The following is a 13,342-nucleotide window of genomic DNA, read 5'->3' as shown; positions in this document are numbered from 1 at the left end:
AAGGGTGACCCCGCATGTCCCCGAAACCACCCCCGTCCGCCACGCCGTCCGCATCCACCCCCCTGCCCGACCCCGGACAGACCCGCGTGACCGACACCGCACCGGCAACCCCCGCGTCCAGCTCCGGCCCCGGCCCCGGCCCCGCGTCCAGCTCCAGCTCCGGCCCCGGCCCCGCCTCCGGCCCCGGCTCGACCCCCCTCCCCGCATCCATCCCCACGTCCAGTCCCGTGTCCATCCCCCTGACCAGCGCCGCCTCCATCCCCGTGTCCCTCGCCTCCGCCCTCCCTCCCGCGCCGCACCCGTCCTGGTCCCCGCTGCCCGGCCGGACGCGGCACGGGCTCGCGCTCGGGCTGGCGGCGGCGAGCATGGTCCCCGCGGTCCTCGGCGGCGCTTCCGCCGCGGCCGCCTCCGCCGCGCAGTCGGCCGCCCCCGTCTCGAAGCCGGACTCCACCACCGCCGATCAGCAGCCCGCCTGCGGTGATCCGGAGGCGAACGACTTCCCGATCAGGACCCGCATCCGCGGTGGCCCGGACACCTACGCACCGGGCGGCGGCTACGGAACCTGGTTCCTGGACCTGACCAACACCACCACCGAGTCGTGCCGGGCCATCCACCCGGTCCTGGTCCTCACCGACGAGGGCCGGAAGCTGACCGCCGACCAGATCCAGCTGGAGTTCGCCGAGCCGTCCCGTCCCGATGTGGAGCACCGCGTCGCCTGGGAGACCACCGACCAGGACGAACACATCGGCGTCTTCGGCGGCGACGGCGCCGACGACTTCGCCGGTTTCACCGTCCCCGCGGGCCGCACCGTCACCGTCCAGGTCCGGATGGCGTTCACCTCCGACACGGCCCCGGGCCGGATCACCGCCAACGCGGCGATCGTCCAGCGGCAGCACGTGGCGAGCGGCGGGGCCGGGAAGGACGACGGGGCGTGGGTCGGCGAGTCCGACGCCTACCCGTTCACCGTCGTCGAGGGCGGCGACAGCGACGAGACGGCCGGGACGGGAGACACCGAAGGTGCCGCGGACCCCGAGGAGACCGGAGACACCGGAGACATCGGCAGCAGGACGGGAGACATCGGCGGGAGAGGGGACACCGGCGGGACGGGAGACATCGGCGGGAGAGGAGACACCGGCGGGAGAGGAGACATCGGCGGGACGGGAGACACCGGCGGGAGCGGAGACATCGGCGGGACGGGAGACGTCAGCGGGAGAGGAGATATCGGCAGCAGGACGGGAGACATCAGCAGGACGGGAGACATCGGCGGGACCGGTGAGGTCCCCGGCACCGGAATCGCCCCGCGGCCGGTCGCCCCCGGCCGGAGTCCGGCGGAGAGCGGTGTCCCCGAACTGGCCCGCACCGGCCCGGCCGTCCCTCCGTACCCCGGCATCACCGTCGCCGGGTTCCTGATCGGGGGCGGGGCCCTGGTGATCCGGTCCCGCCGCATGCGCCGCGCCCGCCCCCGGCCCCGCCACTGAACCGCGCGTTCACCCGTGTTCATGTCCGTCTGCCACCATCGGGCCGTGGACTACCCGCACGGCCAGACACCTGGCGCACCCATCCGTTCCGGCATCCCGGAGCACGGCCGCATCCCCAAGTACTACGCCGTCAAGGCTCATGTCTCCCTCCTCATAGAGGAGTTGGGCGAAGGGGGCATGCTGCCCACCGAACGCGATCTCGCCGAGCGCTACGAAGTCTCGCGCGAGACGGTGCGCCAGGCGCTGCGCGAACTCCTGCTGGAGGGGCGGCTCGCCCGGCAGGGGCGCGGCACCGTCGTCGCGGGCCCCAAGCTGGAGCAGCCGCTCTCGCTGGCGAGCTACACGGAGGGCGTACGCCGTCAGGGCCGCACCCCCGGCCGTCACCTCATCGGCCTGGAACGGTTTCCCTGCCCCGAGGCGCTGGCCGCCGACATCGGGGCGGAGCCCGGCGAGCCGGTCTGGCACCTGGAGCGCGTGCTGCTCGCCGACGACGACCGGGTCGGCCTGGAGAGCACGTACGTCTCCGTCGCCCGCGTACCGCACCTGGACACGGAGTTCGACCCCGACTCGTCCTTCTACGCCCACCTGCGCGACCGGCTCGGGATCCCCTTCGGCGACGCGGACGAGCGGATCGAGACCGTGCTCGCGACTCCGCGCGAGGCGCTGCTCATCGGTACGCCGCCCGCGCTGCCCATGCTGCTGATCCACCGGATCTCGCGCGATACGGACGGGAAGCCGCTGGAGCGCGTACGCACTCTCTTCCGCGGGGACAGGTTCTCCTTCACCACGCACCTGGGCGCGCAGGACGGACAGGGCTCCTGACGGACACGGCTCCTGACACCGACAGGGCTCCTGACCGGGTGGCCGGTGCCACGGCCTGATGCGGGCAGCCGGGGGCCGTGCGCGTCCGGACGGTGGCGGAACCATCGGTGGCGGGACCGTCCGGGAGTGCGGCCCCGGCGGTGGCGGCGCAGAGATCTCCGGGGAGCCGCCCACCTCATCAAGATAACGAGAAGGTAACGGGTCTAGGCCAAGTTTGGGGCCCAGTTCACCCTCCCGTCGCCGTATCGATCCGTACGGGACACCGGCCCCGAGGAGCGTGACCGGCGTGAGAGTCATCGTCGTAGGAGCCGGCGTGGTGGGAACCATGCACGCCTGGCACGCAGTGAACCGCGGCCACGAGGTCGTACAGATCGAGCGCGAGAGCGAGGCACGCGGGGCATCGCTCCGCAATTTCGGACAGATATGGGTCAGCGGCAGGGCCGGTGGCGAGGAGTTGGAGACCGCGCTGCGCGCCCGTGAGCTGTGGGAGGGCATCGGGAGCCGGGTTCCCGGCCTCGGCTTCCGGCCCTGCGGCTCGCTGACCCCGCTCCGCACCGAGCTGGAGTTCGCCGTCGCCGAGGCGGCCGTCGCCCGCCCCGACGCGGCGGCCCGCGGCTACGAGCTGCTCACCGCCGACGAGGCCCGCGCGGTCAACCCCGCGCTGCGCGGCGACTTCGCCGCGGCCCTGCGGTGCGAGCGGGACGCGGCGGTCGAGCCCCGCACCGCCCAGCTCGCGCTGAAGCAGGAGCTGTCGAAGTCCGGGCGGTACACCTACCTCGGCGGGCGCGAGGTCCGCGAGGTGGTGGGCACCGCCTCCGTCCGCGACGACCACGGCGATGTGCACACCGGTGACACCGTGATCCTGGCCACCGGCGCCTGGCTCGGCGGGCTCGTCCGCGAACTGGCCGGCCCCGATCTGCCCGTGCGCCGCGTCCGCCTCCAGATGATGCAGACCGATCCGCTCGGCGAGCCGCTCACCACCTCCGTCGCCGACGCCGACAGCTTCCGCTACTACCCGGCGTACCGGAGCGAGGCATTGGACACGCTCGACGCCGAGCAGGCGCAGGCGCCCACCGCCGCCCAGCACAAGATGCAGCTCCTGATGGTGCAGCGGCGCGACGGCGGACTGACCATCGGCGACACCCACGAGTACGAGCACCCCTTCTCCTTCGACACCGTCGAGGAGCCGTACGAGCACCTCACCGGGGTCGTCGAAGCCTTCCTCGGCCGCCCGCTGCCGAGGATCCGCCACCGCTGGGCCGGGGTCTACGCCCAGTGCACCGACACCAGCCGGGTCGTCCACCGCCAGCAGGTGCGGGACGGCGTCTGGCTGGTCACCGGGCCGGGCGGCCGCGGCATGACCTGCTCGCCCGCCATCGCCGAAACGACCGCAAACGAACTGGGCTGGTGAAGAAGTTGACCCCGCACAACCCCCTCAATCTGATCGTCCTCGACATGGCCGGCACCACCGTCGCCGACGGCGGCCTCGTCGAGCAGGCATTCTCCGCCGCGGCCGAACGCCTCGGTGTGCGGCCCGGCTCCGCCGACCACGCCGAGAAGCTCGACTACGTACGCGCCACCATGGGCGAGTCCAAGATCTCCGTCTTCCGCCACCTCTTCGGCGACGAGGACCGCGCCCAGCAGGCCAACGCCGCCTTCGAGGAGGCGTACGGGGAACTGGTCGACGGCGGCCGTATCGCGCCGATCCCCGGCGCCCGCGAGGCCATCGAGCGGCTTGTGTCCGAGGGCCGGACCGTGGTCCTGTCCACCGGCTTCGCCCGCATCACCCAGGACGCCATCCTGGCCGCGCTCGGCTGGCAGGACCTGGTCGCCCTGACCCTCTGCCCGGCCGACGCGGGCGGCCGCGGCCGCCCCTACCCCGACATGGTGCTTGCCGCGTTCCTGCGCACCGGCGCCGTCGACGGCGTCCGGCAGACCGTCGTCGCCGGCGACACCTCGTACGACATGCTCAGCGGTGTGCGCTCAGGCGCCGGACTCGTCGCGGGCGTCCTCACCGGCGCCCACGACAAGGACCAGCTGACCCGCCACGGCGCCACGCACGTCCTCGGCTCGGTCGCCGAACTCCCGGATCTGATCGCGCGGGCAGAGGCATGACGGGCACGGCCGAGGCCGTCCGCAGCGGCATCAGGTTCGACCAGGTCAGCGTCGCGTACGGCGGGAACACCGTCCTCGACCGGCTCGATCTGACCGTCGAACCCGGCGAGGTCATGGCACTGCTCGGGCCCTCCGGGTCCGGCAAGACCACCGCCCTGCGGGCCGTCGCCGGATTCGTCCGGCCCGCCTCGGGCCGGGTCTACCTCGGCGACCGCGACGTCACCGGGCTGCCGCCGCACAAGCGCGGCATCGGCATGGTCGTCCAGCAGTACGCCCTCTTCCCGCACCTGCGGGTCCAGGACAACGTCGCCTTCGGACTCAAGGCCCGCAGGGCGGCCAAGGCGGAGATCCCCGCGCGGGTCGCCGAGGCCCTCGAACTCGTCGGCATGGCCGCCTACGCCAAGCGCTATCCGCGTGAACTCTCCGGCGGTCAGCAGCAGCGCGTCGCCATCGCCCGCGCGCTCGCCGTCCGCCCCGGCGTCCTCCTGCTCGACGAACCGCTCTCCGCGCTCGACGCCCAGCTGCGCTCCGGAATGCTCGCCGAACTGGCGCGGCTGCACCGGGAGTTGCCGGACGTCTCCATCCTGTACGTCACCCACGACCAGGTCGAGGCGCTCACCCTCGCCGACCGGATCGCCGTCATGGACAAGGCGCGCCTGCAGGACTGCGGCACCCCGCAGGACCTGTACCGGCGTCCGCGCACGGAGTTCACCGCGTCGTTCGTCGGCAACGCGAACCTGCTGCCGGTCACCGTCGCCGGCACCACCGACACCGTCGACTTCGCGGGGCGCGCACTCGGCGTACCGACCGGTGAGGCGGCCGGCGGTGCCACCGCCACCCTCTGCGTCCGGCCCCACCTCGTCGGGCTCGGCGACGGGCCCAACGCGCTGAGCGGCACCATCACCGAGGTCCAGTGGCGGGGCTCCACGCACCGGCTGTACGTCGACATCGACGGGCACCGGGTCAAGGCGGACCTGCGCGAACTGCGCGAGACGCCCGCGCTCGGCGACCGGGTCACGCTGCACTTCGCGGCGGAGGACGCGGTACTGCTGCCCGCGGGCACGGCACCGGGAGCCGGAGGAGGGGCCGATGGCTAGCGCCGCGCACCCCGTCACTCCGGGCATCAGGACGGCCGCGGCCCCGCGGCAGCGCACCGGGGGCGAGGGGCCGGACCCCTCCGCGGCGATGCCCCCGGCGGCCGGCCCGCAGACCGCGGCCCGCGAGGGCCGGCGCGTCCCGCGCTTCGTCTGGGCGCTGCCGCCGGTGGCCGTGCTCGCGCTCGTCTTCCTCTACCCGCTGGCCCTCGTCGTCCAGCAGTCCGTCAGCCCCGACGAGGGCGGCACCTCGCTCGCCCCGTACGGCGACGTGTTCGCCTCCGAGTCCTTCCGCTCCGCGCTGACGACCACCGTCTGGCTGGCGGCCGGCTCCACGGCCGGATGTCTGGTGCTGGGCTTCGTCCTGGCCATGGTCATCGCGTTCGTGCCGTTCCCCGGCGGCAGGGCGGTCGCCAAGTTCATCGACGTCTTCCTCTCCTTCCCGTCGTTCCTGATCACGCTCGCCCTGCTGTTCGTCTACGGCAACACCGGCCTGGCCAACGGCCTCTGGACGGACGTCACCGGGGCGTCGAGCGGCCCCTTCGACTTCCTCACCACCCCATGGGGCGTGCTGCTCGCCGAGATCACGTACTTCACCCCGTTCGTGATGCGCCCGCTGCTCGCCGCGTTCTCGCAGCTCGACACCGCGCAGCTGGAGGTGGCGTCCTCGCTGGGCGCGAAGCCGGTCCGGATCGTGCGGCAGGTGATCCTCCCCGAGGCGCTTCCCGCGCTCGCCGCGGGCGGCAGCCTCGTCCTCGTGATGTGCCTCAACGAGTTCGGCATCGTGCTGTTCACCGGCGCGAAAGGGGTCACGACCCTGCCGATGCTCGTCTACAGCAAGGCGATCCTGGAGTCCGACTACCCGGCGGCCTGCGTCGTCGCCGTCGTCAACGTCGCGATCTCCGTGGGCCTCTACAGCCTGTATCGGATGGTGAGCCGCCGTGTTGGTGCATAGCCGTACGGGGAAGTGGGCCGCCTGGTCCGTGTTCTTCGTGCTCTTCGTCCCGCTGTTCGCGGTGCCGCTGCTGGTCATCCTCGCCGCGTCGTTCACCACCAACTGGTCCGGCGCCTTCCCCTCGGGGCCGACCACCGGGCACTACGCGGCCGCGACCGGCGGTGACTCCCTCCAGGCCCTGACCACCAGCCTGATCACGGCCGTCAGCGCCAGTCTGCTGGCCCTCACCATCGGCACCTGGGCCGCGCTCGCCGCCGCCTCGCTGCGCAGGCGCGGCAGAAGGCTCCTCGACGCGCTGTTCATGCTGCCGGTCGCCGTGCCGTCCGTCGTCGTGGGCCTCGCCGTGCTCGTCGCGTTCAGCAGACCGCCGATGCTGCTGAACGGGACGCGCTGGATCGTGATCCTGGCGCACACGATTCTTGTCACCGCGTTTGCCTATTCGTCGGTTTCGGCAGCAATAGTGCGTCTCGACCCGATGTACGAACAGGCGGCGGCCAGTCTCGGCGCCCGGCCCGCGTACGTCCTGTGGCGCATCAGGCTGCCGCTCCTGCTGCCCGCCCTCACAGCGGCCGCAGGGCTCTGCTTCGCGCTGTCCATGGGTGAGTTGAGCGCCACGATGATGCTCTACCCGCCGGACTGGACGCCGCTCCCGGTGCAGATCTTCGCGGCCACCGACCGCGGCTCGCTGTTCACCGGAGCGGCCGTCGCCGTGGTCCTGATGGGAACGACGCTGCTCGTGCTGCTCGGTGTCGCCCGCATCCGCACCAGGGCGTCGTTCCGCTGACCCGCCGATGCCCCGCCCCCCGTACCGACTCCGGCCGGCTTCCGGCCGACATCCTGGAGATACGACTGCCATGCGCAAGAACCACCTCAGGCCCATAGCCGCCGTCACCGGCTGCCTCGCCCTCGCCGCCACCCTCTCCGCCTGCGGCGGCTCCTCGGCCGCCTCCGACGAGAAGGCCGTCACCGTCTACAGCGCCGACGGCCTCAAGGGCGAGAACGGCGACGGCTGGTACGACAAGGTGTTCAAGGACTTCGAGAAGAAGACCGGCATCAAGGTCAAGTACGTGGAGGGCGGCTCCGGCGAGATGGTGCAGCGCGCCGTCCGCGAGAAGTCCAACACCCAGGCCGATGTGCTGGTCACCCTGCCCCCGTTCATCCAGCAGGCCGACAGCAAGGGCCTCCTGACCGCGTACGCCCCGGCCGGGTCCGACCAGGTCGACGGCGCCGACAAGGCGTCCGACTCCAAGTGGACCTCGGTCGTCAACAACTACTTCGGGTTCATCTACAACAAGAAGGAGCTGAAGTCGGCGCCCACCACCTGGGAAGAACTGCTCGACGGAAAGTTCAAGAACAAGATCCAGTACTCCACCCCCGGAGTCGCCGGTGACGGCACGGCCGTCCTCATCAAGGCCATGCACGACTTCGGCGGCAAGGAGCCGGCGATGGCGTACCTGAAGAAGCTCCAGGCCAACAACGTCGGCCCGTCCGCCTCCACCGGCAAGCTCGCCCCCAAGGTCGACAAGGGCGAACTGCTCGCGGCCAACGGCGACGTCCAGATGAACTACGCGCAGTCCAAGGACATGCCGAACCTCGGCATCTGGTTCCCCGCGAAGGAGGGCGGCAAGCCCACCACCTTCGCCCTGCCGTACGCGGCCGGCCTGGTCGACAAGGCCCCGCACAGCGCCAACGGCAAGAAGCTGCTCGACTTCATGCTCTCCGAGCAGGCCCAGAAGGACGTCAGCGCGGTCGGCGGCGGCTTCCCCGCCCGCAAGGACGTCGAGGCCACCGACGCCAACGCCGTCGCGCTGGCCGGGCTGATGGACGGCGTCGAGGTCTTCACGCCCGACTGGTCGGACATCGGCACCCAGCTGGACACGTACGTCCAGGCCTGGAAGTCGGCCACCGGCAGCTGACGCCAGCCCGCAGACGCCCGCCGCACAGAGTCCGCCGCCCGGTGACCGGCGCGGACGAGCCTCCCGTGGATCATCGCGGACGGGTAACGGGTCTGGTCCGAGCCTCCTTGCCCGCTCGGGCGTCCGGCTGTGACCGCAGGTCGAACGGACGGCCTAAAATCGGGGGCGTCGGCGCTGCACAACGCGGTGCCGCCGGCGTCCCCGCACACGGCGTACGGCAGGAGTCCCACATGGCAGAGCGCAAGCCGATCTCATCCTTGCTCACCGACATGGACGGAGTCCTGATTCACGAGGGGACCCCGATCCCCGGGGCGGATGCCTTCATCAAGCGGCTGCGGGACTCGGGAATGCCCTTCCTGGTCCTCACGAACAACTCGATCTACACCGCCCGCGACCTGCACGCCCGCCTCGACCGCATGGGCCTCGACGTGCCCGTGGAGAACATCTGGACCTCCGCCCTGGCCACCGCCCAGTTCCTGGACGACCAGCGGCCCGGCGGCACGGCGTACGTCATCGGCGAGGCCGGACTCACCACCGCCCTGCACGACATCGGCTACGTCCTCACCGACCACGAGCCCGACTACGTGGTCCTCGGCGAGACCCGTACGTACAGCTTCGAGGCGCTCACCAAGGCGATCCGGCTGATCAACGGCGGCGCCCGCTTCATCTGCACCAACCCGGACGAGACCGGCCCGTCCGCCGAGGGCCCGCTGCCCGCCACCGGGTCCGTCGCCGCGCTGATCACCAAGGCCACCGGCAAGGCCCCGTACTTCGCGGGCAAGCCCAACCCGCTGATGATGCGCACCGGGCTCAACGCGATCGGCGCCCACTCCGAGTCCAGCGCCATGATCGGCGACCGGATGGACACCGACGTACTGGCCGGGCTGGAGGCGGGGATGCAGACGTTCCTGGTCCTCACCGGGCTCACCACCGTCGCCGACATCGACAAGTACCCCTTCCGGCCGTCCACGGTCGTCGATTCCATCGCCGACCTGGTCGACCTCATCGACGTGGCCTGAGCCCGGCAGGGCACCGGTCCGAGGGCCGGGGGGAGAGGGGGCCGGGCGGTTCTTGCCGGGCCGCCCCCGCGCTCCTGCGGATGCGAAAAGCCGGAGCAGGCGGGAACCTTCCCTCAGGAGGTTCACGATGCGTTCCATACCGCTCACGTTCTGTGCTGTCGCGGTCGTCGCGGCGGCCCTGGTGCCGGCTTCCGCGGCACTGGCCGACTCCGGTACCGGGTCCGACCGCGGGACGGGCTCGGGCTCCCGCACCGCCCTCTCGGTGTCCCCGCCCTCCCTGGCCCCCGGCGGCCAGGTGGATCTGCGGCTGGACAGCTGCGGGGGCAAGGAGGCCAAGGGCACCTCCGACGTCTTCGTCTCCGAGGCGCGTTTCTCGCCCGCCGCGGACGGGGGCCTCTTCGCGGAGGCCCGGATCAGCTCGGACGCCTCCCCGGGTGAACACAAGATCCGTGTCGTCTGCACGGACGACAAGGGCACCGAAACGTCCGGCACAGTCACCGTCGCCGACCGCGACCAGGCCACACCCCTCGCGCCGGTCCGCGCGGGCGGCGGGGGCACCGCCGCCCTCACCGACAAGGAAGTCCAGGAGGACGGCCCCGGCCTCGTGCACGCGGTGATCGGCCTGGCCCTGGCCGCCGTCGCGGCCGTCACCGTCGCGTTCCGCCGCGTGCGCCGTCGCCGCCCGGCCTCGGACTGACGTGTCCGCCGGCGACCGCCCCGAGGGCCACGGCCGACTGCTCACCGGAGTGACCTGGGCCGTCCTGCTGACGGGCCTGTGGCTCTGGGGCCGCGACATCACCGACGGCTCCGGCGCCAGCTCCGCCCCGACCACCGGCGACATCGCCGCGGTCGGGCGCCCGCTCGGCGTCCCGCTGCCCCCGCCGCACGACCCGATCGAGGGTGCGATGCCGAAGCGGGTCGAGATCCCGTCCATCGGCGTCGAGGCCCCCGTGGTCGCCCGTGGCCTGGACGAGGACGGGGCGATCGAACCGCCGCCGTTCGACACACCCCAGACCGTCGGCTGGTACGGCAACGGCACCGAGCCCGGCGCGAAGGGCCCCGCCCTCTTCGTCGGCCACGTCGACACCGAGACCAAGCCGGCCGTCTTCTACGGACTGAGCGCGGCCCGCCCCGGCGCCAAGGTCGAGGTGACCCGCGCGGACGGCACGGTCGCCGAATTCACCGTCGACGACGTCCAGGTCTTCACCCGGGAACGCTTCAACGCCGACAAGGCCTACGGCCCGCGCAAGAACGGCCGCGCCGAACTCCGCCTGATCACCTGCGGCGGCACCTACGACCGGGCCTCGCACTCGTACGACGCGAATGTGGTCGTCTCGGCCTATCTGACCGGCGAGAGGTCAGGGGGCGGCGGCCGGGCCTGACGCCCGCGACCCCCGGTCTCCCGTTCCACCGGCCGCTGCCCTCCCCAGGGGGAGCGGCCGGCGGCTTCGCCGTCGACGTCTCCAACTTCCGGGCTGCGGCGGTCAGCACGGACCACGGCGGTCAGTACGGACCACGGCGGTCAGTACGGACTACGGCGAGCGGCTCTCGGTGGAGGCCGGCGGCAAGCACCTCGGACGGCTTCCCCCTGTCGTCCGTGACGAACAGCATGTACCGCCCTGACGGGACCAACGCCCGGTTCCCCGGAACCGTCTCCGCGGTCCCGTCCCTGTGATCCTTTCCCTGCGATCCCGTCTGCCGTCTGCCGTCTGCCGTCTGTCTCAGGCCCGGCGCCACCGGCCATCGACCGCCGACCGGTGTCCGTGACATGGATGACCGCGCCGAGCCGCATCGGCCGCGCCTCGGTGATCCTCGGTTCCCGCGCCGTCGTGAACACGTCGCTCGTTGCGGACGACTCCACGGCGTGCCCCGCGCAGCGGACAACCGGAACTTCCCCCGCCCCCGCCCCCTGTGCACCCTCAACTGCAAGCCGCATCAGCGTGGTTGGCGCCGATCCCCCCGGGCGGGCTGCCCGATCCCGGTCCTGAGCGCAGGGGTGAAATGGGTGAGTTGCCAGTCATATATACGATTTATGAATCCCTCGTCGAGGGGCTGAGTGAAGGCGCATGCGGGACGCCTTCGATCCGCTGCGTGACGGGTGCGTGACTGTGTGTCCGCTGTGTATTGCCTGTGCGTCCCGTGAAAGTGGCGGCGTGGGGGCCGGGTTCGGAAACGAACAAGGCCCCCTCACGTGTAGTGAGGGGGCCTTGACTCTGCGTGCGCCGCCAGGGACTCGAACCCCGGACCCGCTGATTAAGAGTCAGCTGCTCTAACCAACTGAGCTAGCGGCGCCTGCTGACCTGGAGAACTCTACCCGAATCCGAAGTGTGCTCCTGACCATTTCCCGGCCATCACGGCCTGTCGGATGGTCGTTTTTTCTCTTCTGTCCGTCAAAATGCGACATGTCACAAGAGTTGAGACACTGACGCCCGTGCAGATGCGCCCAAAGATCTTGACGAATGCGGAGGGGAATCGCATGACTGTGCCGGCTTTCGAGGAGTACGTACCCGCCATCGACTGCACCTGTGCGGGGTGTGCCGCGCAACGGCGGGCCGCCGCGAGCGCCCTGCCCCTGCGGTACGGAGGTCATCCGGCCGCGCATGGCGCGCGGCGCGCGCTGGTGCTGGTCACCGCGGCCGGAGTGGTGCTGAGCACCGGCGTGGCCGAGGCGGTGAGCGCGCCGGGCGACCGGGCGGCGGGGGCGGCCGGAGCAACCCGGACGGACGGGACGGCGGCGGCGTCGGAGGACGCGTCGGGGGCGGCGGACGCGGCGGGTGTGACAAGTGTGGCGGATACGGCGGGTATGGCAGGTGTGGCGGACGCGGATCCGGACAGCCCGCAGGGCGCCCCCGGACCGGTGCGGGGCTCGGGGGCCTCCGGCCCGCCCTCGTCCACCACCACCGCCCCGCTGCGCAAGACCAGCCGGGCCGCCATCATCAACCGCGCGAAGAAGTGGGTGTCCGCGCAGGTTCCGTACAGCATGAGCAGGTACTGGTCCGACGGGTACCGGCAGGACTGCTCCGGCTACGTGTCGATGGCCTGGGACCTGCCCGGCAACGAGTGGACCGGCAGCCTCGCCAAGTACGGGACACGGATCGCGCGGGAGGAGCTGCAGCCCGGCGACATCCTGCTCTTCCACAATCCGGCCAACCCCTCGAAGGGCTCGCACGTCACGATCTTCGGCGGCTGGACCGACTACACGCACACCCACTACACGGCGTACGAGCAGACGAAGCCGCACACCCGCAAGCAGACGACGCCCATGGCGTACTGGAGCAACTCCGGCAACTACGTCGCCTACCGCTACAAGGGGCTCAGCGGCGGAGGCAGCGGAAACGGCGGCAGCGGAAACGGCGGCAGCGGTTCGTCGACGACCGGGTTCCCGGGCGCCGGGAAGTTCGGCCCCGGAGCCGGCAACAAGTACGTCACCCAGCTCGGGCAGATGCTCATGGAACGGGGCGGCGGGCGTTTCTACAAGGTCGGCCCCGGGCCGGGCTGGGGCGACGCCGACCGGCGCGCGACCCAGGCGTTCCAGAAGGCCCAGGGCTGGAAGGGCAAGGAGGCCGACGGCATCCCCGGGCCCGACACCTGGCGGCTCCTGGCGAGCGGGACCGGCCACGACATCCCCGCTGCCGGAGGCGGAAGCGGGGGTGGGGGCGGGGGCGGCTCGAACTCGGACACGACGTTTCCCGGCCGGGGTTATTTCCGGCCCGGTCAGTCGAACAGCCATGTCGACAGGCTCGGCAAGCAGTTGGTGAAGAAGGGATACGGCAAGTACTACCTGACGGGACCGGGGCCCCGGTGGACCGAGGCGGACCGGCGCAATGTCGAGGCCTTCCAGCGGGCCCAGGGCTGGCGGGGCGGAGCGGCTGACGGCCACCCCGGTCCGGAGACCTGGCGGCGACTCTTCGCGTGACACGACGGACATGCATGACGGAGGCGG

The 13,342-nt window shown here is 71.8% G+C and carries 12 protein-coding genes and 1 tRNA gene; 12 read left to right on the top strand and 1 reads right to left on the bottom strand.

Going from position 1 to position 13,342, the window contains the following annotated elements:
* Nucleotides 1–227 precede the first annotated feature (227 nt).
* From ACIOMQ_RS27110 to ACIOMQ_RS27060, 11 genes are all read left to right on the top strand, one after another.
* The gene (locus ACIOMQ_RS27110) at nucleotides 228–1,478 is read left to right on the top strand and encodes a hypothetical protein (protein ID WP_401756930.1); all 1,251 of its coding nucleotides are present in this window, start codon (nucleotides 228–230) and stop codon (nucleotides 1,476–1,478) included.
* A gap of 45 nt (nucleotides 1,479–1,523) precedes the next feature.
* Nucleotides 1,524–2,300: a GntR family transcriptional regulator gene (locus tag ACIOMQ_RS27105; RefSeq protein WP_362205073.1), complete on the top strand. Its 777-nt coding sequence runs from the start codon at nucleotides 1,524–1,526 to the stop codon at nucleotides 2,298–2,300.
* Between the two features lie 286 nt (nucleotides 2,301–2,586).
* Complete coding sequence (locus tag ACIOMQ_RS27100; RefSeq protein WP_401756986.1) at nucleotides 2,587–3,711, top strand: TIGR03364 family FAD-dependent oxidoreductase; 1,125 nt, start codon at nucleotides 2,587–2,589, stop codon at nucleotides 3,709–3,711.
* On the top strand, nucleotides 3,708–4,415 hold the full coding sequence (locus ACIOMQ_RS27095) for a phosphonatase-like hydrolase (RefSeq protein ID WP_362205067.1): 708 nt from the start codon (nucleotides 3,708–3,710) through the stop codon (nucleotides 4,413–4,415). The genes ACIOMQ_RS27100 and ACIOMQ_RS27095 overlap by 4 nt, the downstream gene beginning before the upstream one ends.
* Nucleotides 4,412–5,512: an ABC transporter ATP-binding protein gene (locus ACIOMQ_RS27090; protein ID WP_401756932.1), complete on the top strand. Its 1,101-nt coding sequence runs from the start codon at nucleotides 4,412–4,414 to the stop codon at nucleotides 5,510–5,512. The genes ACIOMQ_RS27095 and ACIOMQ_RS27090 overlap by 4 nt, the downstream gene beginning before the upstream one ends.
* Before the next feature lie 88 nt (nucleotides 5,513–5,600).
* Nucleotides 5,601–6,464: a 2-aminoethylphosphonate ABC transporter permease subunit gene (locus ACIOMQ_RS27085; RefSeq protein WP_401756988.1), complete on the top strand. Its 864-nt coding sequence runs from the start codon at nucleotides 5,601–5,603 to the stop codon at nucleotides 6,462–6,464.
* Nucleotides 6,451–7,248, top strand: coding sequence for an ABC transporter permease subunit (locus tag ACIOMQ_RS27080; protein WP_362205061.1), 798 nt, complete (start codon nucleotides 6,451–6,453; stop codon nucleotides 7,246–7,248). Before ACIOMQ_RS27085 ends, ACIOMQ_RS27080 begins: the two co-directional genes overlap by 14 nt.
* A gap of 70 nt (nucleotides 7,249–7,318) precedes the next feature.
* A complete protein-coding gene (locus tag ACIOMQ_RS27075) occupies nucleotides 7,319–8,380 on the top strand; it encodes a 2-aminoethylphosphonate ABC transporter substrate-binding protein (RefSeq protein WP_401756934.1) in 1,062 nt (353 codons plus the stop codon).
* 230 nt (nucleotides 8,381–8,610) lie between these two features.
* Nucleotides 8,611–9,399, top strand: a complete 789-nt coding sequence (locus ACIOMQ_RS27070) for an HAD-IIA family hydrolase (RefSeq protein ID WP_402190740.1) — start codon at nucleotides 8,611–8,613, stop codon at nucleotides 9,397–9,399.
* A 127-nt stretch (nucleotides 9,400–9,526) separates the two neighbouring features.
* Entirely contained in the window at nucleotides 9,527–10,096 is a 570-nt protein-coding gene (locus tag ACIOMQ_RS27065) for a hypothetical protein (protein ID WP_362205052.1), read from the top strand.
* Nucleotide 10,097: 1 nt separating this feature from the next.
* Nucleotides 10,098–10,781, top strand: a complete 684-nt coding sequence (locus tag ACIOMQ_RS27060; RefSeq protein ID WP_362205049.1) for a class F sortase — start codon at nucleotides 10,098–10,100, stop codon at nucleotides 10,779–10,781.
* Between the two features lie 836 nt (nucleotides 10,782–11,617).
* Here ACIOMQ_RS27060 and ACIOMQ_RS27055 read toward each other — a convergent pair.
* Nucleotides 11,618–11,691 (bottom strand) — tRNA-Lys (locus tag ACIOMQ_RS27055).
* Between the two features lie 184 nt (nucleotides 11,692–11,875).
* Here ACIOMQ_RS27055 and ACIOMQ_RS27050 point away from each other — a divergent pair.
* Complete coding sequence (locus ACIOMQ_RS27050) at nucleotides 11,876–13,315, top strand: peptidoglycan-binding protein (RefSeq protein WP_401941209.1); 1,440 nt, start codon at nucleotides 11,876–11,878, stop codon at nucleotides 13,313–13,315.
* Nucleotides 13,316–13,342 lie beyond the last annotated feature (27 nt).

This window comes from Streptomyces sp. NPDC087845 (assembly GCF_044742755.1).
Classification (GTDB): domain Bacteria; phylum Actinomycetota; class Actinomycetes; order Streptomycetales; family Streptomycetaceae; genus Streptomyces.
The sequence above is the reverse complement of the archived record's forward strand: the minus strand, read 5'-3'. Positions and strand labels throughout refer to the sequence as shown.